The organism is Dyadobacter ginsengisoli DSM 21015 (assembly GCF_059568735.1).
Map to the genome: position 1 here is coordinate 936,580 of NZ_JCANTY010000003.1, position 24,917 is coordinate 961,496.

The window sequence follows — 24,917 nt, forward strand, 5'->3', positions numbered from 1 at the left end:
AAATCTGTGAAAAAGACATTCAAGAAAATCGCATCGCAACTACATTTATGGCTGGGGGTTTCCTCCGGCCTTGTGGTTTTTATAGTGGCGCTCACCGGCAGCATCCTGGTTTTCGAAGACGAGCTGGAACCTTTGATTTACCGCAAATTCCACGTCGTCGAAGCTCCGAAGGATCAATCAGCGCTTCCGCTGGATAACCTACGCGCCGCCGTTGCGAGCCGCTATCCGAAACAGCGCATTGCCCGCATTGCCATCGAGCCCCACGCCGACCGGACGGTCATATTTGGCTTGGTGAAAGGTAAGAAAGAAAAGGATGTCTTCTCGGTGGCAGTAAACCCGTATACCGCTGAAATCACGGACACGCGCCGCGAAAACAAATCATTCTTCCACGTCGTACTGCAATTGCACCGCTATTTATGCCTGGAAGACACCGGCAAGTTAATTACGGGAGTGTCTTGTGTGATGTTCATCGTGATCATGATCACCGGACTTGTTCTCTGGTGGCCCAACCGCAAGCAGACCAAACAGCGCCTGACCATCAAATGGGACGCCAAATTCAAGCGCCTTAACTGGGACCTGCACGCCGTTTTCGGCTTCTACGTGCTCCCATTCACATTCATTATTGCATTGACTGGCCTGGTATGGAGTTATAAATGGGTTAACAGCATGATTTTCCTCACATTGGACGGTAAGCCGCAGGAAAAACGCGAAGCCCCGGCCAACATTGGTATTGCTAATACTGCTGTAACCGGCACCTTAACCAAAATCACCGCAGAAACTGATCGCCTCCTTCCCCACCCGGGCCGTATTCAATTCACCCTTCCTGAATCCGACAGTCTTTCCATCACCGTTTCCAAAGTCAATGAAAATGCCTCCATCGCCAATGTGGTCGACTTCCTTTACTTTGATCAAAATGATGGGCATTTGATCAGCAAGCGGCTTTATGATGATGAAACTGCGGGTATGAAAGCGCGGCGGCTCATATTTCCGGTTCATACCGGCAGCATTTGGGGGTTGCCTACGAAGATTTTAGCATTGATTGTGGCGCTCATTACCGCTACGCTGCCGGTTACAGGGGTGATTATCTGGGTTGGAAGGAAATTTAAGAAGAAAGAGAAAAAGCGACAAATGAAGGCAGTCAACACGACGGCGGTTGCAAGGAAACCGAAAGTCATTGCTTGATAAGTTTTTCCAGCCTTCTGATTCATGTTTAATGATAACAAAGGCTAATAATTCCTCACCAAATTGTGGGCTTTTCCCACAATTTGTTAACTTCGCTTCATGCAGACTTTCAGTTCTGTTGAGGAAGCGTTCGAATGGTGGCTTAACAACATCTACCCGGCTATCCCCGCAGAAACCAAAGAAGGCAGATACCGTAATGCGTGGCGTGACTATACTTTCAAAAAAGGGATTTCACAGAAACGCATGAAGGAGATTCTGTCCGATTTTGGTGATGTTCACGAGAAGACTATCATCACTTTTAAGTTGAAATAAAAAATTTACCCCTCACATGTGGGGTTATCCCACATAAAAAATACGGCAGCACATTGTTCAAACTAGCAATTCACGGAATTATGGACACACTTCAAACTCAAACCAGCAGCCCTACCAAAGTCGACGACTCAGCGACCTCACAACAAGAAATAGTTAGAGACTTCTTCCAAAAAGACAGCGGCAGTGAAATGATCGAATCGCTCAACATCCTAATTGAGACTTACCTATTTGGCGAAAACCTCACCCGTATCACTCCTGAAATGCGAGAGCACATTGTTAATCAATTGCGCGTAGCGACATTAATTGCGAAGCTTGACGCAAGTAACAATGAAATTGCAGGCACCTGAAAGAAGCTCACGAAAAGACTATTACCCGAAAACCCACAGTTATTGTTTGGACAGCCAGACTTGCCGGCTGATAATTTGCGCTAATAAATCGTCCATAAGGGAAAACTTCATCATGGAAAATTAGGCATAATTGCCTTTTTTTGTGTTTGTTGAATGTCGCACTGTTATTATATCAACAGCCAAATTGTATGGAAAAGATCGACAGCTACGGGTGCAAAGCAACCGAAATAGCCAACTGGTTTCTCTGTCATATAGACAGGGATGCCGGTGATTCCATCACGCATTTGAAGCTGCAAAAACTACTGTATTATGCACAGGCCTGGTGTATGGTTCTGTCTGGCAAATCGCTATTTGAGGATGATTTCGAAGCATGGTCTCATGGACCGGTTCTACCAGTTATCAATAATGAATTCAAGCCATTCGGATTTGAAGCTTTGCCCAGCTGTGACTGTGTGAACAACATCGAAGAAGATGTTGAAAATATACTGGATGAGGTCCGGAGAGTTTACGGCGAAAAAAGCGCCAAATATCTTGAAGAATTAACCCATCAAGAAGCCCCATGGATTGAGGCAAGAAATGGCCTTCCACTTGAAGTAAGATGCTCCAATATCATATTGAAGAAGAATATGCTTCGCTTCTATTCTGAAATGCTTCAGGAGAATGAGGAATAGGAAGTCGGAACGTCACATACCTGATTCTGTAATCAACAAAGAGGACGAAAAACGAGGCATTTTGTTCACGATTGACGAATGCAAAATATTCGGTATTCAAACGAATATGCATGACCATCCTTACGTAAACCTCAAATACTTCGATAGCAACTACGAATGCTTGTCTGCCTGGGAAAAAGATGAATTGAAGTTACTATCTGATTTCATTCAAAAAATTTCCAACAGCAACTGGTTTGACATACAGAAATCCTGCACCAAACACAAAGACAAAAGTGTTTTGCCCAAAAGCAGGAAAATAGAAAACGTTAGCCCCGACATTACCTTTTTTGAAGTAAGAGTGAGCATTAAAGCACGCGTGCATGGCTTTCGGTCTGCCAACGCGTTTTTCCTGTGTTGGCTGGATCGAAATCATCAGATTTATCCAATGTGAGACATTAGTTGGTCATTCAACGAATCAACTTACCTCCTCCCTAACCAGCGCCTTCAACCCCAAAACCTCCATCATTTCCCGATCCTGTCCCATCCCCGGGTTTGGCGTTACGAGCAATTCCCCGTTCTCATTCGTAAAAATTGAATTAGCTCCTGCCATAAAGCAGAAGGCCTGCTCATACTCGCTCATTTCCATGCGCCCGGCGCTGAGGCGGACCATCGCTTTCGGCATCAGAATACGGGCTGTCGCGATCATGCGCACCATTTCCCAGGTATCGACCTTTTTCATATCGCCGAGCGGCGTTCCCTGCACGCGGGCGAGGGCGTTCACGGGTACGGATTCGGGGTGCTCGGGCATGGTGGATAATGTGTGGAGCATCTGAATGCGGTTTTCGCGCGTTTCGCCCAGGCCTATAATGCCCCCGCAACACACGGATATGCCCGCGTTACGCACGTGATCGACCGTGTGCAGGCGGTCGTCGTAGGTGCGCGTGGTGATGATTTGCTCGTAATATTCGGCGGACGAATCCAGGTTGTGGTTGTAGGCATAGAGGCCGGCAGCTTTGAGCTTTTCGGCCTGGGATTCGGTGAGCATACCGAGCGTGCAGCATACTTCGAGGCCCAACCCGGCCACTTCCGTCACCATTTCGAGCACGCGGTCGAAATCGCGGTTATCCTTCACTTCACGCCAGGCGGCGGCCATGCAGAAACGGCTCGAACCGCCTTCACGGGCACGGCGGGCGATGGCCATCACTTCTTCCTTTTTCATCAATGCTTTTACATTAATGCCGGTCTGGTAACGGGCCGCTTGTCCGCAGTAAGCGCAGTCTTCCGGGCAGCCGCCGGTCTTAATGGATAATAATGTGCATACCTGAATGCGCTCCGGGTCGTGCCACTGCCGGTGGACGGTCGCTGCATCGTAGATCAGTTGCAGTAAGGGGCGGTTGTAAATGGCTTCGATCTCGTCGAGCGTCCAGTCGTTGCGGATGGTTTCGGTTTGCATGGCAGCATTGTTTTCAAACCAAATGTAGCCGGCCAGCCGGCGCAGTACTGCGTCCGGTTTGGAAGAAAGACAATAGTCCGGCGCAACAAAAATGCCTCCCGGTTGTAGTCCGGAAGGCATTTGACCATCGCATTCATGCGCTTGCTTAATATACTTTTGCCAGCAAATGCGGACGTTCTTTTTCGAGTTTCAGGATTAGCTCGCCGAACAGCGTGTTCACCCACGCGAACCATTTCCGGGTAAATTTCGAATCATCGTCCTTATCAAACGATTCGTGCATGAAACCGGTGTGGTTATGCGTCGTTTTGAGCAGTTTCAGCTGTGCCTCGATCTCCTTGTCGTCGGCAGATGTGATGGCGCGCGCGATGATACCCATCGGCCAGACCTGGTTCACCAGCGTGTGCGGACTACCCAGGCCTTCGCCGGCTTTTCCTTTGAAGAAATAGGGATTTGCATTGCTCAGCACATATTTTCGGGTATTAATATAAATCGGGTCTTTCGCCGAAACTGCATCCAGATATGGCATACTGATCAGCCCGGGAATACCGGCATCGTCCATCATCAGGTGGTTTCCAAAACCGTCCGCCTCGAATGCATAGATCTTACCAAACTGCGTGTGCTCTAATACGGCATGTTTTTTCAGCGCAGCTTCCACTTCCGTCGCCAATGCCCTGAAATCAGCGGCCAGCTTTGCGTTCTTCACGCTGGATGCTTTTTCCAATAGTTCGGCAACCTGACGGAACGAAACTACGGCAAAGAAGTTCGAAGGAATAAAGTATGAGAATATGGTCGCGTCATCAGACGGCCGGAATGTACTGGCAATGAGTCCCACCGGTTTGATCGGGTTACCGTAGCCATTGCCCGGAACCGTGTCGGTAGACCAGGATGTGACGCGGCCGAACCTGTAAGGCCCCGGACCATCTTTGCGCTGCTGTTCCTTGCAGGTTTGCAGCACCAGCTCCATGGCCTTCAACCAATCGGCGTCGAACGGCTTGGTGTCGCCGGTAGTTTTCCAGTAGTTGTATGCCAAACGAATGGTGTAGCAAAGTGAATCGAGCTCCCATTTCCGCTCGTGGAGCATGGGATTCATCTTCGTCTGATCCTTGCTCCATTCGCTCTCTTTCGGACGGTCGTAAAATGCATTCGCGTAGGGGTCGATCAGGATGCATTTGGTCTGGCGGTTGATGAGGCCAGCCACCATATCCTTCAGCTTCGCATCTTCTTTCAGCAATGGCAGGTAGGGCCAAACCTGCGCCGTGCTGTCACGGAGCCACATGGCGTCGATGTCGCCGGTGATCACGAAAGTATCGGGCTTGCCGTCTACCGGATTATAATGTACGGTGGTATCGATCGTATTCGGGAAGCAGTTTTCGAAAAGCCATGCCAGCTCGGGGTCTTTGATCACCTTTTTCATGCGGGTAATCGTCGCCTCCACGGCTGGACTTGTGAAATTACGTTTATCAACCGGGATGCGGACTACCGGGAAATCAGCACTTTTGGCAAACGACCATTTGGGCATGGCCATGCCAGCGACTGCCAGTGCACCCGCTTTGATGAAATCTCTCCTTCTGAACATGAGTTAGGGTTATTTTTTATGGGTGCTTCGGAAAATAAAAAAGCAATTTAGACAAAAATTGGTGATGCCTACCGACAAATCTTGAAACCTTCCGTTCGCCAGATATTACACCTTGAAAACCAATTTATTCCGATAAAGTACCCAAAGAAGCACAAACCACAGCGCCACCAGCAGCAATGCCTGCGCCAGCGAAGCATTTCGCGGATCAGCGAAAAGTGGGACGATCTGGTGTTGGTAGAAATAGGGCACCAGATCCATTTTTTTGGTACCGCCAGCCGGGTCAGCCACTTTCACAGCATTCAATAATCTGAATATCATTCCCGTAAAAAAGAAGACGACCATCGGGTTCACACCGAAAATCACGAAGAATGTCGTCCATTTCGAATGGCCTTTCAAATCGATGATGTAATACAAAATGGCAAGGCAAAGCAATGCCCAGCCACTGGCATAAAGCACGAAAGAGCTGGTCCACAAGGCTTTATTGAGCGGAAATACGAAGTTCCAAAGCCAACCGGCAATTACGCCCGCCGCACCGCCGAGGAGCATATATTTCACTTTCTCTGACCTGTTAAAACCCTCCGATTTCAACAAAGTACCGATCAGCAGCCCCGCAATGCCGGTACCGATGGCCGGAATGGTGCTCAGAATGCCTTCCGGGTCCCAGGTTTTGGAAGTAGCCCACAAATGCCCCGGCAGCAAAAGGTTATCCAGCCAGGCCGCCAGATTGGTCCCCTTTTCCAGGTTCGATTCGCCCACACCCGGCACGGGGATCAACGTCATCACACCCCAGTAACCCAGCAGTAATACAATACCCACCGCCGCCTGCGTGCGCCAGCCGGTTTGCAAATACAATAATGAAGCAATTAAATACACCGCCGCAATGCGTTGCAGGACGCCCGGAATGCGCACGGTGTTGAACGGCTCGATGCCGCTGAATGCCAGGCCGATCATAACCACGAAAATACCTGCGGCAGTGATGAACTGCCATTTCCGGTCATACTCGGAGAATAATGCGACGACCACGATGGCGGTAACAACCAGCCGCGCCGCGAGCAAAGCATTACCTTCCAGCCCGAATAAATGGATGCGCACGAAAAAACCGGAGAACATACCGAGGCAAAATATACGCAGCGTCCGGGTGACGATCCGTTGTAGTGTGAGGCCGTTTAATGTCTTCACAGGCGTGGCGAGCACGATGGAAATGCCGACGATGAGCAGGAAGGTTGGAAAAACCAGGTCAGTAGGCGTGCAGCCGTGCCATTCGGCGTGAAGCAGTGGCGGATACACGTTCCCCCAGTCGCCCGGGTTGTTCACGATCGTCATCAAAATCATGGTCAGCCCGCGCAGGACGTCCAGGGAAATAAGCCGTTGTTTCATTCATATGAGGTTTAGGATAAATACTCGTTAAAGTGCGCGGACCATATGAAAGTAGCGGTGACCCATAAAATCTTTCTCGCCGACCACCCGGAAGCCCAGGTTGTCGTACAGCCGCCTCGCCGCCGGATTGACCATGTCCACGATCAGCCCCGTGCGGGCGTAACCGAGCGCGCCCGCATGTTCGCAAAAAGCGTGGATCAGCTTCTTGCCAATGCCTTTGCCCTGATGATCGGGGTGGACATTCACACAGTCGATGTAATATTCCCCCGGCTCCGTTTCGTCATTTGGCGTGAAATCGGGCTCGGCTTCGCGCAGCTTGTCGAGTACCGGCTGGCGCAGTTCGTGCAGCCGGCCGCCGTCATAACCGGTTATCGAGCCGATCACACCGCCTTCGGTTTCATAAACGAGCGTGTTGGCATAGCTGTACTGGTTGGCGCTGTCTTGAAAGAATGCTTCGAAAAAAGGGATTGCATCTTCGTAGCGTTCGGACCTCGCAAAGATGCCCGCGATATGGCCCATGGCCAACACCAGCAGCGGGGCCACGGCTTGTGCGTCTTCGGGAAGGGCGGCTCGGATCATAAATTCGCAATTTTGGTAAAGAAAATGCCTCAATTATCGCAAAATCGGCATTTTCGTTCGCTTTTTCTAGCTATTTTTTGCATTAAAACCGACATTAATTCAAAAACAGGTCAAAATACGCACAGTACTAATCAAAACCTGAAAAGTTTTTAGCACTATTTTGCTTTAAAATTGTATTGTCGAATAATACCCAGGGGCGACAGCAATTTACATGCATGATACATCGCCCGCGGCCAGAGCGGAATAAGGTATATTTTTTCGGCAAACTGCTGATCCACTGAATCATTAACCTGTTAATCAATATGTCCAAGAAAATTAATGTTGCCATTATCGGATTAGGCTTTGGTGCCGAGTTTATCCCCATTTACCAGCAACATCCCAATGCCAACATGTACGCGATTTGCCAGCGTACCGAGTCGAAACTGAATGAAGTAGGCGACCAATACGGCATTGAAGTACGCTATACCGACTACGACGAGCTGCTGAAAGACCCGAACATCGACGCGGTCCATATCAACTCCCCTATCCCCAACCATGCCGAACAGACCTTGAAAGCATTGCGCGCAGGCAAGCACGTGGCGTGTACCGTACCCATGGCAACGAGCGTGGAAGATTGCATCGAGATAGTGAAAGCAACCCGCGAAACGGGCAAGAAATATATGATGATGGAAACCGTGGTATATGCGCGGGAATTCCTTTTTGTAAAAGAATTGTACGAAAAAGGCGAGCTCGGCAAAGTGCAGTTCCTGAAAGCAAGTCACCAGCAGGATATGGAAGGCTGGCCTGACTACTGGCCGGGATTGCCTCCGATGCATTACGCGACCCACTGCGTGGGGCCGGTAGCCGGTTTGCTGAAACTGGAAGCGGAGTACGTTTCATGCTTCGGTTCAGGAACCATCTCCGAAGACCTGATCAAGATCCACAATTCGCCATTCGCCGTGGAATCTGCCCATATTAAATTCAAAGACAGCGACTTGTCGGCTTATGTATACCGCTCGCTCTTCGACGTGGCGCGTCAGTACCGCGAGAGCTTCGAGGTTTACGGCAGCAAAAAATCATTCGAATGGCCGTTGATCGAAGGCGAAGATCCGGTGATCCACACAGCGAAAAAGGCCGAGCATGAAATCCCTGAAAAAGTAACGACACCGGATTACGCGCATTACCTGCCGGAGGAGATCCGTCATTTCACTGGTCACGGCGTTTATAACCTCGACGATAATGCACACTTGTCGTTCGTACAAGGCGGCGGCCACGGCGGCTCGCACCCGCATTTAGCGCACGAGTTCATCAGCGCATTGATCGAAGACCGCGAACCATTCCCGAATGCATGGCAATCGGCCAACTGGACGAGCGTCGGTATCCTGGCGCACGAATCGGCATTGCAGGGCGGCGCGATTATTAAGTTGCCGGATTTTCAGAATGTGTAAAGGATAGCATAGTGCACGATCCTTCGACTGCGCTCAGGATGACAGTGCGGGTGTCACCTGAGCGAACCGGGCAAGAAAATACATTTGCCTTGTCACCCTGAGCGCAGTCGAAGGGTATGCACAATGTTAACAAACCCAACCAATTCCATTACAACAAGAAACAATTAACCTCAATGAAAACCAAAGCGTTATCCTTTATCTTAGGTATTGTCCTGCTGGGATGTGCCTCTCAGCAAACGTCCCAGAACGCGTCGGTTAAAAGTGCTTCTTCCAAAGGTGAGGCAGGAAAGGCACGCCGACTGGAAATCCTGTTTTTGGGCGACAAAGGGCATCATAAGCCCGCCGAACGTGTTCCGCAGATCATGGCAGCTTTGGGTCCCAAAGGCTTCAACTTTACCTACACGGATAACCTCAACGATCTGAACCCCGAGACGCTGAACAAATACGATGCGTTGATGTTGTATGCCAACTGGGATTCCATTGCTCCCCAGCAGGCGAAGTCGCTGCTCGACTACGTGGCCAGCGGAAAAGGTTTTATTCCTGTTCACTGCGCTTCTTACTGCTTCCGCAACAATGCCGACGTGGTGAAGCTGATCGGCGGACAGTTCTGGCGCCATACCTGGGACACCATCCAGCCGGTATGGACCAAGCCCGACCACCCAGCCATCGCAGGTGTGAAACCATTCAAAACGGTGGATGAAACCTACCTGCACACGTTGCTGCAACCTGATAACATCGTGCTGACAGAGCGCCTGATCCAGAAAGACCAGGAAAAAGACCGTCCGGGCCAGCAAAAAGAGCCTTATACCTGGGTGAGAACACATGGTAAAGGCCGCATTTTTTACACCGCGTACGGCCACGACGAGCGTACCTGGGGCACACAGGGTTTCCAGGATCTGATTGAAAAAGGCATCCTCTGGGCCGTAAACGACGACGCACGCAAGTCGCTGGCCGCATTGGCCCCGAAACCATTCGAATACCGCGAGGCCAAGCTGCCTAACTACGAACAACGCCCAGGCGTACAAATGCAGCAGTTGCCACTTTCGCCGGAAGAATCTGTGAAACACATTCAAATCCCGGTTGATTTTACATTGGACGTGTTCGCACACGAACCCGACGTCATGCACCCGATCGCGATGACCTGGGATGAGCGCGGCAGATTGTATGTTTTGATTACAAAAGATTATCCCAACGAACGCAAGGACACTGGCGGTAGCGACTACATCCTGATCTGCGAAGACACTAATAATGACGGTAAGGCGGACAAATTCACCAAGTTCTCGGATGATTTGAGCATTCCAACCGGCCTGGCGTTCGCTAACGGCGGCCTGGTCGTGTCGCAGGCACCTCATATGCTGTTTTTGCAGGATACCGACGGCGACGATAAGGCTGATGTGAAGAAAATCCTCTTCTCAGGCTTCGGCACCGGCGATACCCACGCGGGACCTTCCAACCTCCATTATGGCTTCGACAACTGGGTTTACGGCTCGGTGGGTTACTCGGGTTTCAAAGGAAAAGTAGGCAAAAGCGATGAGCTGGACTTCGGTCAGGCATTGTTCCGCTTCAAGCCGGATGGTTCGGATATGGAAATCGTAGCCAAAACTTCCAATAATACCTGGGGATTGGGCTTCAATGAGGCCGGTGACCTGTTCGGTTCCACTGCGAACAACTCGCACGGCTGGTACAGCGCCATTCCCAACCGCTATTTCGGAGCCAGCAAGGTCGATAACGGAAGCCGCAGCACCGATACGCATAAAGACATGCAGCCTATTACGCCGAAAGTGCGCCAGGTTGACGTTTTCGGTGGATTTACAGCCGCAGCAGGCCACAACTTCTACACCGCCCGCGCTTATCCGAAACAATACTGGAACAAAGTCGCATTCGTTTCCGAACCTACCGGCCACATTCTGCACCAGAACGTGATGGTAAAAAAAGGTACGGACTTTGAAGATCAGCTGGGCTTTAACCTCCTCGCAGGTGCCGATGAATGGGTAGCTCCTGTATTCGCGGAAGTAGGCCCGGATGGCGCCGTGTGGGTAGCCGACTGGTATAGCTACATTATCCAGCACAATCCAACTCCAAAAGGATCTGAAAACGGAAAAGGAAATGCCTACGAAACGCCATTGCGCGATTTTACCCACGGTCGCCTCTACCGCATCGGCTGGAAAAACGCACCGAAATACACGCCGATTTCTCTGAGCAAATCACGTCCCGACGAGTTGGTAGCTACTTTGAAAAACAACAACCTGCTTTGGCGCCAGCACGCGCAACGCCTTTTGGTAGAACGCGGAAACAAAGATGTGGTGGCCAAACTGGTTGAACTGGTAAAAGACAAATCGGTTGACGAAATCGGCCTAAATCCTGCTGCCATCCACGCATTGTGGACGCTGGAAGGCCTGAACGCGATCGGCGACGCGCAGGTATTGCCTGTGGTAGTGGACGCATTGAAACACCCATCCAACGACGTGCGCAAAACGGCTGTAAAAGTATTGCCGCGCACCGCAGCTTCCGGCCAGGCTTTGCTGACCGCCGACGCACTGCACGACAAGGAGCCATTGGTCGTGCTGAATGCATTGCTCGCATTCGCTGAAATTCCATTGACCCCGCAGATTGAAACGGCTGTCCTCGCATTGCTGGATACCTATTCCAATGCCGAAGACCGCTGGATGCCGGATGCATTTGCCGCCATTCTGAACGCGCACGATGGCGCATTGCGTGAAAAGTACCTTACCCAACGCATTGCTAAAGCGGGTTCTGCCGGTCCTGCACAGCAAACCAGCACAGCGCAAAAGGTAGATCACTCGGCAATGAACCACGAAGGCCACGGCGCCAGCAAAGTAACCGTGCAAGGATCGGCCGAACTGGCTGTTACCAACATTACCATCGAGCCAAAAACGCCTTACGTGCGTGAATATGCCCGCGTGGTGATCGAGATTACCAACCAGGGAAGCGTGCCTGTTACCAAAGAACAGGTGCCTGTCGTGAATGTAGGCATCAGAAGCCGTGCTTTGAATACCAACTACATCAGCCGCCAGCTTATCAACGGCATTGCGCCGGGAGAAACGGTGAAGCTCGTGGAAGGTAACAACGGCCCGTGGAAGTCCAACTTCGGCTTTACTTCCGACGAAGCCGGTAAAGTAACGGTAACCGCGACCGTCGACGTCGATAATGTGGTTCCTGAAAAAGACGAGAACAAAAACAATACGTTCTCCAAAACTTTCGAAGTACGCCGCCTCGACCGCCTTTCGGACTTTGCACTGGAACGTACCGTGCGTGGCTATGCATCCTACGCCAGCGGCGACGATGTACTGAAACTGATCCAGACTTCGCAATCACTCGATCCGCAGGGTCGCAATGCGATCATCAAAGGCGTCCTCGGTGCATGGAACCCGAAACGCAAGGAAACCACCAACGACGAAGGCCGCAAGCTGCTGGCAACGGTCAAAAGCACGATCCCGGACGATTTGAGCAGCCGCTACACGACCTTGCTCGAATCTTACGGCATCAAGGAAGAGGTTGCCTCTGATCCGAATGTACAGGTTGTGACGATCAAGGCTATTCGTGAAGAAATGAAGTTCACTGTCACCGAATTCACTGCGGTGGCTGGTAAAACCGTTGAAATCGTGTTCGAAAACCCGGATGCGATGCAGCATAACATTGTGGTAGGACGTCCCAAGTCTACCGAGATCATCGGCGCTGCTGCCGACAAGATGATCACCGCCAAAGATGGCGCAGAGAAGAATTATGTACCCAATATCCCTCAGATCCTGGCTGCGACACCGCTCGTAAACCCCGGCCAGACCTACCGCTTGAAGTTTGTAGTACCGGATCAGGTTGGAGACTATCCGTATGTATGCACGTTCCCTGGCCACTGGCGTCTGATGACCGGGGTAATGAAAGTTGTGAAGGAAAAAGGGTTGTAATTCTTAACTGCAAGAGCCTATGGTTTCAAAATCAATTCAGGTTTAGCGTATAGCAGTCATCGTTCAGATTCGCAGGGCATTCAAAATGCCTCCTGCGAATCTGGGCGAATGATTTAGTTCAACAAATGGACGACGGGCATCACCAGCCTGGCGGAAGGTTATTTTTTTATCATTTTTTAAATAGTATTTATTCAATATTTTTTATTAATAAATAATCAGAATGCCAATAAACATAATGCTGTAATAACTACTACTCACATCTAACCCAGGTTAACAATGAACAACCAAAACAGACGAAACCCACTCGCGGGGCTTCGCAGGCCTCTTTTTGCCCTTTTGGCGGCAGGATGCCTGTCGCCTCAGGAGGTTTGGTCGGAAAATCTCCGCGTCGGTCAGGAGATTATCTACCGAAAGCTTGTCGACAAAACCATCACCGGAAAGGTCGTCGACGAAAAGAACACCCCGCTCCCGGGCGTAAGCGTGGTCGTGAAAGGTACCACAACGGGGAGCATTACCGGCGCCGACGGCACTTACACGCTGAGCGTGCCCGAAACGGCGACCATCCTGTCGTTCTCGTTCATCGGCTACACTTCGCAGGAAATCGCGATAGGTAACCAGTCCGACATTAAGGTAACGCTGCTCCCCAGCAGCGAGGAACTGACGGAAGTGGTCGTGGTGGGTTACGGAACGCAATCGTCTGCGGCGGTAACCGGCGCGGTGAGCAACATCCAGGCCAAAGACCTCGTACGCACGCCATCCATTGGAACGGCCGATGCACTCGTAGGTCGCGTTCAGGGCATTACGGCCAGAAAAGCCGATGCACGCCCCGGCGCCGCCACCACCATCCAGGTCCGGAACATGGGTACGCCGCTCTTCGTCATCGACGGGATCCCCTCCGATGCGGCCAGCTTTAACAACCTTGGACAGAACGACATCGAGAGTGTATCCATCCTGAAAGATGCCTCGGCCGCCATTTACGGTCTGCGGGCGTCCAATGGCGTCGTGCTCGTGACGACCAAACGCGGCAAGGCGGGAGATGGCACGAAAATCAATCTTTCGGGCTATTATGGTTTGCAGAACTTCACCCGCTACCCACGCCCGGCGAATGCATTCCAGCATATGCGCGGGCTCGTGGAGTCGGATGTGAACCAGGGACGCACACCGTCCATCACCCCGGCGGAGTTGGAAAAATGGCGTGCCGGCACCGAAAAAGGCTACCAGAGCTTCGATTACTACGATATGGTCATGCGACCCAATGTGCCTCAGTATTTTGGAAATGCGAATGTGCAGGGAGGCACGGAAAAGATGAACTACTTCCTTTCGATCGGTCACCTGAACCAGGACGCATTGATCCGCGATTACAACTTCAAAAGGACTAATATCCAGGCCAACCTGGAATCGAGCCTAACGAAAGGCCTGAAAGTGGGCACACAGATCAGCGGTCGCATTGAAGACCGCTTCCAGGTGGGCGTGCCGGGGCTTGATGATTATTTCAACCCTTTCCTCAGTATTTTCACCATGTGGCCTACGGAACGCCCTTACGCCAACGACAACCCGAAGTACATCAACCAGACGCACAATGTGAACGTGAACCCGGCTACTTATAAAAAGGAAGTAACAGGTTATATCGATGAGGTCACCAGGGCTGTTAAGGGTAACTTTTATGCCGAATATGATTTCAAATTTGGCTTGAAGGCGAAAGGGACCTACTCATACGGCTTCTCTAACTTCGATTTTGATGGTTTCGAATATACCTATGATGCCTACACCTACGATCAGGCGACGGATACCTACAATGTCGTACCCGGCGGCGGTAACCAAAACCCCTGGCGCGAACGCCGGAAACGCAATATCGTCGACCGGTTTGCACAGTTTCAGCTGAGCTACGCGAAAGCATTTGGCAACCACGATATTTCCGCCGTTGCGGCCTACGAGCGGTCCGACAATGTGAATACCTACCTCGTCGTGCACACCGTTCCACCAAACAATTACATTCCATTGATGTCGTTCGCGAACCAGGATATACTCATCGATGAGTGGAGTACCGAGGCACGGGCTGGTTATGTGGGCAGGATCAATTATGATTTCAAACAAAAATACCTGCTCGAACTCGTGGGCCGTTACGACGGGTCGTTCCTTTACGCACCCGGCAAACGTTACGGTTTCTTCCCGGGCGTATCGGCAGGATGGCGTATTTCGGAGGAGAATTTCTTCAAGGGCAAACTTGAAAATGTGTTCAGCAGCCTGAAACTCCGCGCTTCCTACGGCCGTACCGGTGCCGACCGCCTCAACAATCCCAACAACGATTTTGTAGTAGCGCCGTTCAGTTACCTGTCGGGTTACGATTTCCTGCAGGGCAGCGCGATCTTTGACGGGACCTATAACATCGGCGTTCGGCCGCGGGGCTTGCCGATCACCACGCTTTCCTGGATCACGAACATTACTACCAATATTGGTCTGGATTTCGGTCTGCTGGGCGGTAAGCTCTCGGGCCAGTTTGACATTTTCGAAAGAAAGCGCACCGGCTTGCCGGCTGCCCGCTACGACGTGCTGCTACCTTCGGAAGTGGGTTATTCTTTACCTAATGAAAACCTGAACTCGGATACGAACCGCGGTTTGGAAGGGGTACTGAGCTATAAAAGCAATGTAGGACAGGTTGATTACACGTTGAGCGCCAATGCGACCCTCTCCCGCCGCCGCGACCTGGATTTCTACAAACCGCGCTTTGGTAATTCTTACAATGAGTACCGCGACTCGTTTGTAGACCGCTGGGGCAATATCAACTGGGGTTACGAGGTAGTGGGCCAGTTCCAGTCGATGGAAGAGATTGAGAGCTACAAAATCGACAACGACGGCCAGGGCAACCGCTCGCACCTTCCCGGCGATTTTATTTACAAAGACGTGAATGGCGACGGCATTATCAACGGCCTCGACGAACGCCCGATCGGCTACGCGGAAGGTGCCAACCCGTACCTGAGCTTTGCATTGAACGGCAGCGTTTCCTACAAAGGTTTCTCGATGTTCTTCGACTTTGCAGGTGCGTCGCTGCAAAGCTTCCAGCGCAACTGGGAGTTGAAAATCCCTTACCAGAACAACGGTACATCGCCGGGTTACATGCTCGAAGACCGCTGGCACCGTGAAGATCCGTTCGATCCGAACAGCAAATGGATCTCAGGAACCTATCCGGCCATTCGCAAGGACAATACGAGCCACGTGAACTTCCGCAAAAGCGATTTCTGGATCACCAACGTGCGCTACATCCGCCTGCGCAACATCGAGCTCGGTTACAGTTTCGACCAGAACATTACCAAAAAGATCGGCCTTTCGGCGCTGCGCATTTATGTAAATGCCTCCAACCTCTTCTCGATCGACAATGTGAAGAAGTACGGTATCGATCCGGAGATTTCATCGAGTAACGCACTCGTGTATCCACAGCAGCGATTGTTCAATGCAGGTTTTAACCTCACTTTCTAAAAACTGGTTATGAAAAAATTATCACTGAAAATACTGGTTTCTGCCTCCATGCTCATCGTTGCCGGTTGCAACGACTGGCTCGAACGCAAACCGCAGAATATCATTCTTGAAGAACAGGTTTGGAACGAGCCGAAGATGATCACCGGGCTGCTGGCCAACTATTACGATCGTCTGCCTTACCATACCGACCTTAACCACGGCTCAAATGGTGACGCCAATGCCGTGAACCGGGAAGGATGGCAGGATTTCGCCGCGTATGACGAAGCGATGTGGTCCAACAATGACGATGCCCGGAACAATATCCTCTCCTACCCTGTAGACCGCTGGAGGCTTTGGGATTATGGTCTGATCCGCGACATTAACCTCGCATTGGAAAACATCCAGACTTATGCGGTGAAGCTTTCGGACGGCCCAAAGGCACAGTTTTCGGCGGAACTGCGTTTTCTCCGCGCCTTTGTGTATTTCGAGCACGTGAAGCGGATGGGTGGCGTTCCGTTGGTAACCAAGCAGCTGATCTACAACTTCGATGGCAACCCGTCGGCCTTGCAGCAGCCCCGCAACAAGGAGGAAGAAGTGTACGATTTCATCGCCAGCGAGCTGGATGCGGTGAAAGATGTGCTCGGCAATGGTACCAGCAACACGCGTGCGAACAAGTTTACGGCGCTGGCCGTGAAAAGCCGTGTGATGCTGTACGCCGCGTCTATTGCGAAGTACAACAACAAAATGGCTTCGCCTATTTCCACTCCCGGCGGCGAGGTGGGGATTCCGGCGGCAAGGGCTAACGATTATTATACCAAATCCCTGGCAGCTGCGGAGGAGATCATCAGCAGCGGCAGTTATGAGCTCTACAAAACCAATCCCGACAAGGGCACCAATTTTTACGAGGCCATCACCAAAAAGAACGCCAACCGGGAAGTGATATGGGCACAGGATTTCCTGGTTAGTAAAGATAAACGCCACGGTTTCACGTACGACAACATCGCGCGCAACGTTCGCGAGGATAACCTTTCGTCCTCATCCATTACCCCGTCGCTCAACCTTGTCGAAGATTATGAGTACCTCGACGGTTCTTCCGGTGAGCTCAAAAACCGCAACGCCGGCAATACCGACTATGTTTACTACGACAAGTTGCAGGACATTTTCGCCAACAAGGACGCCCGGCTTTACGGAACGATCATTTATCCCGGCACGAGTTTCCGCGGTTCGGAAGTTCAGATCCAGGCCGGTGTAAAAGTGTGGGACAATGCTACTAGTGCATTCAAAACCGTCGAATCCAACGTCCTTGGCTCTGCTTACGACGATGGCGGCCTGCTTACCGGTGCTTCCGGCCCGCAGCGTTCGCAAACGGAGGTTTCCAATACGGGCTTCTATTTGCGTAAATATGTCGACCAAACAGCCATGTCGAGCACGCGCGGTATCCGCAGCGATATGTGGTGGGTGCGGTTCCGGTTGGGTGAAATATACCTGAATGCAGCCGAGGCGGCTTTCGAGCTGGGACAGAATGCGAATGCATTGAAATACGTGAATACCCTGCGCGAACGTGCCGGCTTCCCTGCAAACAGCCTGAAAACGCTGACGCTCGAAAAACTTCAGAACGAACGCCGCGTAGAACTTGCCTTCGAAGACCACCGGGTGTGGGACGTGAAAAGATGGCGCATTGCACATGAAGTATGGAATGGCAACGCCTCTAACCCCGACGCAGTAATCTACGCCTTGTACCCTTACCGCGTCGTACGCCCGGGCCACGCAACGCACGGCAAATATGTTTTCGATAAGCTGGTGGCCCCGCGTTTCCGCGCGCCAAGGTTCTTTCAGATGGGCAACTACTACTCGGCTGTTCAGCAAAGCGTGATCGACAATAATCCGAAAATCATCCGTAACCCATTCCATTAATCGCAATGAAATCAAAAATCATACAATGCATTCCCGCACTGCTGCTGGCATTCATAGTAGGCCTTTCGGGATGTGAAAAAGATAACCGCACCGAGCCGAAATCGGTTTTGAAAGGTCGGGTTGTGTTTGAAGGGCAACCGGTAGGCGTGCGCTCGAACGGTGTGCAGCTGGAACTTTGGCAGCACGGCTATCAGCTTTTTACCAAACTTCCCGTCCATGTGAACCAGGACGGCACTTTTTCGGCCTCGCTTTTCGACGGTAATTACAAGCTGGTAAGGCTGCGTGGCAATGGTCCGTGGACCGACAATACGGATTCGATCGACGTGGAATTGAGAGGTTCGAAGGAGATCGATGTGCCGGTTAATCCTTATTTTGTATTCAAAAACGAGGCTTATTCTAAAGGTGAAGGCAAAGTTTCGGCCACGTTCAATATCCAGCAAATCGCCGCCGACCGGCCCCTCGAACGGGTGAACCTGTACATCGGTACCACCACGATCGTCGATGCCAACAACAGCGTCGCCAATGTTCAGGAAGTTGCCGCAAACCTGACCGATTTATCGAAACCGGTTACGCTGACTGTCAACATTCCTGCGGCACACGCGTCACGCACGTACATTTATGCGCGCATAGGCGTGAAGACTTCCGGTGTGGGCGAGATGCTTTTCGGCGCGCCGCAGAAGATTATGCTGAAATAATGAAGCCAATAATTGTCTTATTACTCATCCTGGGCGCGCAAATCGGTCGCGCCCAGGATTCATTGCAAACGAATATCCCTGTCCACGATCCGGTGATGATCCGGCAGGATGGGGTTTACTATGTTTTCGCGACGGGCCGGGGCATCAGCATGTGGTCGTCGAAGGATATGCAAAACTGGAAAAAGGAGAAACCTGTTTTCAATGCGCCGCCCGAATGGGCGCTTAAAGCGGTTCCGGGTTTCAAGGGACACGTTTGGGCACCGGATATTTCGTATCACAAGGGTCTTTATTATCTCTATTATTCCATTTCCACATTTGGAAAAAATCGCTCTTGCATAGGTCTGGCAACTAATAAAACGCTCAACTCTGCCAGCCCCGATTATCATTGGACGGACCACGGGCAAGTGATCGAATCGGTCCCCGGCCGCGACGAATGGAATGCGATCGATCCCAACCTGATCGTCGACGAACAGCAGCAACCCTGGCTTGCATTCGGCTCATTCTGGAACGGTATCAAACTCGTGAAACTCAACGCCGACGCCAGCAGCATCGCCCAGCCGCAAACGTGGTTCACCCTCGCGAGCGTGCCGCGCACGAAGCCGGGTAGCGATTCCACAGCCGGTAACGGGGCCATCGAGGCGCCATTTATTTTCAGAAAAAATGATTATTTCTACCTTTTTGCCTCCTATGACTATTGTTGCCGGGGCGCAAAAAGTACCTACAAAATGCGCGTCGGCCGTTCCCAAACATTATCCGGCCCCTACCTCGACGGTGACGGCAAGCCCATGACCCAGGGCGGCGGCACATTGCTGCTCGAAGGCAATGCAGACTGGCATGGCGTGGGGCACAATGCCGTTTGCTCGTTCGATGGCGTGAATTACCTCGTTTTTCACGGGTATGATGCGAAGGATAAAGGGCGGGCGAAGTTGCGCGTCGAGCGTTTGGAGTGGGAAAGCGGGTGGCCGGTTTTGCGTTTAAAATGATGCAGCACCAATAACCTAAAAATACAATACATCCATTGAAAACATCCCAGGCATGAAGCATTAATCAACCTTCCTGCTTATATTTAATGTTATGAAAGTCGTTCAATTCACTATTCCAGTTTCCCGCGAAAGTACAATTGTAGTGCAGGAAGAAACACTCCCGCATTACTACCCGCATTTGCACCGCCACCGTGAAGTGCAGATCGAATGGGTGGTGGAAGGTTCGGGGATCCTGGTCGCGGGGAACTATATGCAGCGGTTCGAGTCGGGCGACATTTACATTATCGGGGCCAACCAGTCGCATATTTTCAAGAACGACGACTCCTACTTCAACCCCGACGAACCCAGGCAAATCCATTCCGTTTCCATTTTCTTCGATCCCAATTATTTATCCCAAAATATCCTCAGCCTGCCGGAAATGGCTAATATCCGGAAGTTCGTGAATGGTGTGCACAACGGCTTTCAGATCCCGGAAGAAGGGCGGGAAAGCATTCAGAAGATCATTTCGGAAATTATCCATCACAAAGAAAGTCAGCGGGTTGCGGCATTTATCAAGTTGTTATACCAATTTTCCACCACCCGCGACCTGAAACCGCTGGCAACGAGCAATAGCGAACAAGTCATTTCCGAAGTCGAGGGTATCCGGATGGACCGCATTTTTCAATACCTCGTCACGAATTACAAACGTCATATTTCCCTCGCCGAAATCTCCGAAATCGCCAACCTCACGCCCCAGGCATTCTGCCGGTATTTCAAGAAGCATACCGATAAGACATTTGTGAGTTTTTTGAATGAGGTCCGCATTAATGAGGCCTGCAAGATCATCCTTTCGGGCAAGTTTGACAGCTTTTCGGATATCTGCTACCAAACCGGCTTCGACCATGTGACGAACTTTAACCGGGTATTCAAAAAAACGACCGGTATGTCGCCGGGCGAATATCAGAAGGGGTTTCGGGATATTTAAAAGGGGTATTTGCATTGATCAGGAGGCCCCGACGGAGCCAAAAATTACGCCAGGCGTTCGTTTTTCTGCAAATAGGGAACCGCTCCGTCGTAGTCCTAAACCGAACATGGCCATGGAATGGCCTCCTGTTTATAGCAACACAATTGTCCACCCATCTTCCGCGGCTCCGGAGGAGCCTCCTGATGCCACCATTCGAGCCCAAAACTGCAATTTTGAATCATTAAAACGTGTCCGAAAACCGGTTCTATGTTATTGATTTGCCTAAATTGGAATCCGATCGCTCTACTCTCACAAATTCATTGTTTTGAAAAACACCCCTGCAATCGCCTGGCAAATCTGGATCGACACCGGCGGGACATTTACCGACTGCCTCGCTATTGATCCGGCCGGGAACAAGACGCGCATCAAAGTACTCAGTTCCAGTTGCCTTCGCGGGCGTATTACCGGCAAAATAAGCCCGAACACCCATCGTTTCGAAGCTTCCTGGCCTTATGATGGCGACCTTTTCAAAAACTATACATTCAAACTGCACGGCAGCGACGAGACGAGTCGCGTTATCCATATTGACCGGCAGCAACACACGATCACTTTAGCGGACGATCTGGCGTTCACACAACCGGCGGATTTTGAAATAACCACCGGCGAAGAAGCCCCGATCCTGGCCGCACGCGTGCTCACGCAAACGCCACTGGATAATCCACTTCCACCCATCGCAATGCGGCTGGGCACGACCAGGGGCACCAACGCATTACTCGAACGGAAAGGCGCTAAAACATTATTGGTTGTTACAAAGGGCTTTAAAGACCTGCTCTACATCGGCAACCAGCAACGCCCCTCTCTTTTCCAGCTCGATATTCCCGAACCGAAACTACTTTATAGTGAAGTGCTAGAAATTGAAGAGCGGCTGGATGCGGGCGGTAATGTGTTGGAAGAACTGAAATTAACCCAAATCCAAGACGGAAACAGACCTGCTGATTACAACTCAGTAGCTATATCACTGCTGCATTCCTACCAAAACCCGGAACATGAAAAGCAGGCTGCAGGCTATTTCCGGGACAATGGTGCGAAATACATTTCCGCTTCCTCCGACCTGTTCCCATTTTCACATTACCTGCGAAGAACGCAAACCGCGGTCGTCAACGCCTACCTCGACCCGATACTGGATCAATACCTGACCAATATCAGGACTGTATTGAACGGTGGCAGCCTGCAAGTGATGACCAGCACGGGGAGCCTGTCGGAAGTGATCGGTTTCCGCGCGAAAGACAGCCTGCTCAGCGGCCCGGCGGGGGGAATGGTCGCAGCCACCAATTTTGCGCAAAAACTGGGCTTTTCGAAAGCCATTACCTTCGACATGGGTGGTACAAGCACCGATACCGCGTTGATCGACGGCCAGCCGGAATTGAAATACATTACCGAAATCGACGGCATTGAATTTCACAACCCTACCCTCGCCATTGAAACGGTGGCAGCGGGCGGTGGCTCGGTCTGCTGGTTCGATGGCTTTTCCCTGCAAGTAGGCCCGGAAAGTGCGGGTGCCTCGCCCGGCCCTGCTTGCTACGGCGCCGGCGGGCCATTAACGGTAACCGATGTGAACCTGCTGCTCGGCAAGCTGGAAACTTCCAAATTCAGCATTCCGATCAATCCGGCGGCAGCGATTGCGCGGTTGGAAGAACTCAAAAACACCATTCAGGCCCAAACCGGCAACTTATTAAGCCATCACGAAATACTAACCGGGCTGGAACACATTGCCAACGAGAAAATGGCCGATGCGATCCGCAAGATTTCGGTGGAAAAAGGTATTAACCCCAATGCATTTGCCCTTGTCACTTTTGGCGGTGCGGGCGGCTTGCATGCATGCCAGTTGGCCGAATTACTGGATATGGACACGGTGTTGCTGCCCTACGACGGCGGGCTTTTCAGTGCCGCGGGCATTGGCGAGGCGCTGATCAGCACCATTGTGTCGAAGCAACTCCTTTCGCCGTGGCAGGAAGCATCACAGCACATTGCCGGATGGCGTGATGCTTTGGAAAAACAGGCGGGCGGAATTTTGCAGGAACAGGGCATTGATGCTTTTAAAACTATTTTTTGTCATCTCTACCTGCGTTTTACAGGTCAGGAAAATACCATTGAAATACCCTTTCAGGCGGAAAATACGCTGAAAGCATTTGAGGAAACCTACCGCGCGCAATTTGGCTATTACCCAGCCAATGCGGTGGTGGAACTGGAAAGTATCAAGCTGAAAGTGCAGGAGCAAAGTCCTTGTCAGGAACCGCTCACAGTGATCGAAACCGGGCGAAAAGCTGCGAGTTCTGGGTATACCAGGCCTTTTATTACCGACATTATCCTGCCCGAAACAACCGTTTTTGAATGGGATAACCTACAACCGGGCGACGGAATTGACGGGCCGGCCATTCTACTCAACAATACTTCTACCACTTACCTGCCGGCAGGCTGGCAACTCGTGATCCAGCACGGACAAGACGCCATTGCCCGGAAAATGCAGACCGCGCAAATCCATAAAAACCAGCAAAGCGAGGAAGTGGCATTGCAGCTTTTCACGAACCGTTTCAAAGCCATTGCCGACGAAATGGGTGTTCAATTGCAGCGGACGGCCTTTTCAGTGAATGTCAAAGAGCGCCTTGATTTCTCCTGCGCACTGCTCGACGCAGACGGCGAGCTGCTCGTGAATGCGCAACACATCCCCGTGCATCTGGGCAGCATGGGCATATGCGGGCGTCTCGTGCGCGAGGCCATAGCGGTTGGTCCAGGCGATGTGGTGATTACCAACCATCCGCGTTACGGCGGGTCGCATTTGCCGGATATTACGTTGCTTTCCGGCGTTTTTACGGAGGACGGGACTTGCGTGGGTTACGTCATTAACCGCGCACACCATGCGGAAGTCGGAGGTAAGACGCCCGGCTCGATGCCGCCGGACGCTACCTGCCTGGCCGAAGAAGGCGTGGTGATCGTGCCGCAGTACCTGGTGAAGGCGGGGGAATTTCAGTGGGAGGCATTGCGGGGGCTTTTCGCTCGCGGCCCCTATCCTACCCGGTCGTTCCTTTCCAATGAAGCGGACATTGTCGCGGCATTGTCGGCATTGAAAAAAGGCAGCGCGCAATTGTTGAAACTGGTGGAAAACCATGGGTTGGAAACCGTGCGTAAATACATGCATATGCTCAAACAAACGGCGCTTTCGCAGCTTCGGAATGCATTGGTACCATTGCAGGGCCGGGTTTTCGAAGCATCCGAATCGCTGGATGATGGTCATCGGATTGTCGTTAAAATCAGCATCACCGATACTAATCAGGTTTTTGATTTCACCGGCACGTCGGCTGTCCATCCGAATAATCTGAATGCCAACATTTCCATTCTGTACAGCGCCATTCTATATGTTTTAAGGCTTTTGGTTGATCAGGAAATTCCTCTGAACGACGGACTGATGCGAGATGTGGAAATTAAACTACCCGAAAACAGCTTCCTTCACCCCGATTTTTCGGACGACCCATTGCACTGCCCGGCGGTAGTAGGCGGCAATACGGAAGTGAGCCAGCGGCTGGTCGATACCTTACTGAAAGCATTCGGGCTCGCGGCTTGCAGCCAGGGGACGATGAACAATTTCCTTTTCGGGAACGAGCAATTCGGCTATTACGAGACCATCGGCGGCGGCGTGGGTGCGGGTAACGGCTTCAACGGCCGCTCGGCGGTGCACCAGCACATGACCAACACGCGCATTACCGATCCCGAACAGTTGGAGCGGAAATATCCGGTCAGACTACTCGAATTCGGCATTCGTCGCGGTTCGGGTGGTGCGGGGCATTGGCGCGGCGGGGATGGTATCGTTCGTAAACTGGAATTTCTCGCGCCCTTGCAGGTAACGTTGCTCGGCCAGCACCGGCGGTATGCGCCTTATGGGATGAATGGCGGTGGCGACGGAGCCTGCGGGCGGCATTCGCTTCTTTCAAATGGTAAAACTGTTGAATTGCCTGGGATTTGTAGTCTGAAAATGAAGATGGGGGATGTTTTAACTATCGAAACGCCGGGTGGTGGAGGGTTTGGTGTTTAAATTAGTGCCTTCGTGG

The 24,917-nt window shown here is 51.6% G+C and carries 17 protein-coding genes; 13 read left to right on the plus strand and 4 right to left on the minus strand.

From position 1 onward, the window contains the following. Positions 1-6 precede the first annotated feature (6 nt). The 5 genes from BP71_RS14635 (at position 7) to BP71_RS14655 (ending at position 2,942) form a co-directional block, all read left to right on the plus strand. Positions 7-1,182, plus strand: coding sequence for a PepSY-associated TM helix domain-containing protein (locus tag BP71_RS14635; protein ID WP_496380373.1), 1,176 nt, complete (start codon positions 7-9; stop codon positions 1,180-1,182). 99 nt (positions 1,183-1,281) lie between these two features. Then, entirely contained in the window at positions 1,282-1,494 is a 213-nt protein-coding gene (locus BP71_RS14640) for a hypothetical protein (protein ID WP_496380375.1), read from the plus strand. 80 nt (positions 1,495-1,574) lie between these two features. After that, positions 1,575-1,841: a hypothetical protein gene (locus BP71_RS14645; RefSeq protein WP_496380377.1), complete on the plus strand. Its 267-nt coding sequence runs from the start codon at positions 1,575-1,577 to the stop codon at positions 1,839-1,841. Between the two features lie 188 nt (positions 1,842-2,029). Continuing rightward, a complete protein-coding gene (locus BP71_RS14650) occupies positions 2,030-2,512 on the plus strand; it encodes a Panacea domain-containing protein (protein ID WP_496380379.1) in 483 nt (160 codons plus the stop codon). A gap of 106 nt (positions 2,513-2,618) precedes the next feature. After that, positions 2,619-2,942: an MAG6450 family protein gene (locus tag BP71_RS14655; RefSeq protein WP_496380381.1), complete on the plus strand. Its 324-nt coding sequence runs from the start codon at positions 2,619-2,621 to the stop codon at positions 2,940-2,942. A gap of 24 nt (positions 2,943-2,966) precedes the next feature. Here the strand turns inward: BP71_RS14655 and bioB are convergent, their stop codons facing one another. The 4 genes from bioB to BP71_RS14675 form a co-directional block, all read right to left on the minus strand. Then, the gene (bioB, locus tag BP71_RS14660) at positions 2,967-3,944 is read right to left on the minus strand and encodes a biotin synthase BioB (RefSeq protein WP_496380599.1); all 978 of its coding nucleotides are present in this window, start codon (positions 3,942-3,944) and stop codon (positions 2,967-2,969) included. 145 nt (positions 3,945-4,089) lie between these two features. Further along, complete coding sequence (locus tag BP71_RS14665; RefSeq protein ID WP_496380383.1) at positions 4,090-5,520, minus strand: glycoside hydrolase family 125 protein; 1,431 nt, start codon at positions 5,518-5,520, stop codon at positions 4,090-4,092. Positions 5,521-5,625: 105 nt separating this feature from the next. Further along, positions 5,626-6,897 carry an acyltransferase family protein gene (locus BP71_RS14670; RefSeq protein WP_496380385.1) on the minus strand — a complete coding sequence of 424 codons (1,272 nt, stop codon included), beginning with the start codon at positions 6,895-6,897 and terminating at the stop codon, positions 5,626-5,628. 27 nt (positions 6,898-6,924) lie between these two features. Continuing rightward, complete coding sequence (locus tag BP71_RS14675) at positions 6,925-7,476, minus strand: GNAT family N-acetyltransferase (protein WP_496380387.1); 552 nt, start codon at positions 7,474-7,476, stop codon at positions 6,925-6,927. A 302-nt stretch (positions 7,477-7,778) separates the two neighbouring features. On the opposite strand from BP71_RS14675, the gene BP71_RS14680 reads away from it, so the two are divergent. The 8 genes from BP71_RS14680 to BP71_RS14715 all read left to right on the plus strand — a co-directional run bounded on the left by BP71_RS14680 (position 7,779) and on the right by BP71_RS14715 (position 24,901). Then, complete coding sequence (locus BP71_RS14680) at positions 7,779-8,903, plus strand: Gfo/Idh/MocA family protein (protein WP_496380389.1); 1,125 nt, start codon at positions 7,779-7,781, stop codon at positions 8,901-8,903. 173 nt (positions 8,904-9,076) lie between these two features. Then, positions 9,077-12,826, plus strand: coding sequence for a PVC-type heme-binding CxxCH protein (locus BP71_RS14685; protein ID WP_496380391.1), 3,750 nt, complete (start codon positions 9,077-9,079; stop codon positions 12,824-12,826). Between the two features lie 276 nt (positions 12,827-13,102). Next, positions 13,103-16,300 carry a SusC/RagA family TonB-linked outer membrane protein gene (locus tag BP71_RS14690; RefSeq protein WP_496380393.1) on the plus strand — a complete coding sequence of 1,066 codons (3,198 nt, stop codon included), beginning with the start codon at positions 13,103-13,105 and terminating at the stop codon, positions 16,298-16,300. 9 nt (positions 16,301-16,309) lie between these two features. Beyond that, positions 16,310-18,193: a RagB/SusD family nutrient uptake outer membrane protein gene (locus BP71_RS14695; RefSeq protein WP_496380395.1), complete on the plus strand. Its 1,884-nt coding sequence runs from the start codon at positions 16,310-16,312 to the stop codon at positions 18,191-18,193. Positions 18,194-18,198: 5 nt separating this feature from the next. Beyond that, positions 18,199-18,888, plus strand: coding sequence for a DUF3823 domain-containing protein (locus BP71_RS14700; RefSeq protein WP_496380397.1), 690 nt, complete (start codon positions 18,199-18,201; stop codon positions 18,886-18,888). Next, positions 18,888-19,871 (plus strand): arabinan endo-1,5-alpha-L-arabinosidase, encoded by a 984-nt coding sequence (locus tag BP71_RS14705; protein WP_496380399.1) that lies wholly within the window; start codon positions 18,888-18,890, stop codon positions 19,869-19,871. The genes BP71_RS14700 and BP71_RS14705 overlap by 1 nt, the downstream gene beginning before the upstream one ends. A gap of 91 nt (positions 19,872-19,962) precedes the next feature. After that, positions 19,963-20,835 (plus strand): AraC family transcriptional regulator, encoded by an 873-nt coding sequence (locus BP71_RS14710; RefSeq protein WP_496380401.1) that lies wholly within the window; start codon positions 19,963-19,965, stop codon positions 20,833-20,835. A gap of 304 nt (positions 20,836-21,139) precedes the next feature. Continuing rightward, positions 21,140-24,901 carry a hydantoinase B/oxoprolinase family protein gene (locus tag BP71_RS14715; RefSeq protein ID WP_496380403.1) on the plus strand — a complete coding sequence of 1,254 codons (3,762 nt, stop codon included), beginning with the start codon at positions 21,140-21,142 and terminating at the stop codon, positions 24,899-24,901. Positions 24,902-24,917 lie beyond the last annotated feature (16 nt).

Bases quoted from the DNA above. Each gene is read 5' to 3' on its own strand.
- BP71_RS14705 (WP_496380399.1), top strand. From the start codon at position 18,888: ATGAAGCCAATAATTGTCTTATTACTCATCCTGGGCGCGCAAATCGGT.
- BP71_RS14645 (WP_496380377.1), top strand. From the start codon at position 1,575: ATGGACACACTTCAAACTCAAACCAGCAGCCCTACCAAAGTCGACGAC.
- bioB (WP_496380599.1), bottom strand. From the start codon at position 3,944: ATGCAAACCGAAACCATCCGCAACGACTGGACGCTCGACGAGATCGAA.
- BP71_RS14655 (WP_496380381.1), top strand. From the start codon at position 2,619: ATGCATGACCATCCTTACGTAAACCTCAAATACTTCGATAGCAACTAC.
- BP71_RS14670 (WP_496380385.1), bottom strand. From the start codon at position 6,897: ATGAAACAACGGCTTATTTCCCTGGACGTCCTGCGCGGGCTGACCATG.
- BP71_RS14665 (WP_496380383.1), bottom strand. From the start codon at position 5,520: ATGTTCAGAAGGAGAGATTTCATCAAAGCGGGTGCACTGGCAGTCGCT.
- BP71_RS14685 (WP_496380391.1), top strand. From the start codon at position 9,077: ATGAAAACCAAAGCGTTATCCTTTATCTTAGGTATTGTCCTGCTGGGA.
- BP71_RS14700 (WP_496380397.1), top strand. From the start codon at position 18,199: ATGAAATCAAAAATCATACAATGCATTCCCGCACTGCTGCTGGCATTC.
- BP71_RS14675 (WP_496380387.1), bottom strand. From the start codon at position 7,476: ATGATCCGAGCCGCCCTTCCCGAAGACGCACAAGCCGTGGCCCCGCTG.
- BP71_RS14640 (WP_496380375.1), top strand. From the start codon at position 1,282: ATGCAGACTTTCAGTTCTGTTGAGGAAGCGTTCGAATGGTGGCTTAAC.
- BP71_RS14695 (WP_496380395.1), top strand. From the start codon at position 16,310: ATGAAAAAATTATCACTGAAAATACTGGTTTCTGCCTCCATGCTCATC.
- BP71_RS14690 (WP_496380393.1), top strand. From the start codon at position 13,103: ATGAACAACCAAAACAGACGAAACCCACTCGCGGGGCTTCGCAGGCCT.
- BP71_RS14650 (WP_496380379.1), top strand. From the start codon at position 2,030: ATGGAAAAGATCGACAGCTACGGGTGCAAAGCAACCGAAATAGCCAAC.
- BP71_RS14680 (WP_496380389.1), top strand. From the start codon at position 7,779: ATGTCCAAGAAAATTAATGTTGCCATTATCGGATTAGGCTTTGGTGCC.
- BP71_RS14710 (WP_496380401.1), top strand. From the start codon at position 19,963: ATGAAAGTCGTTCAATTCACTATTCCAGTTTCCCGCGAAAGTACAATT.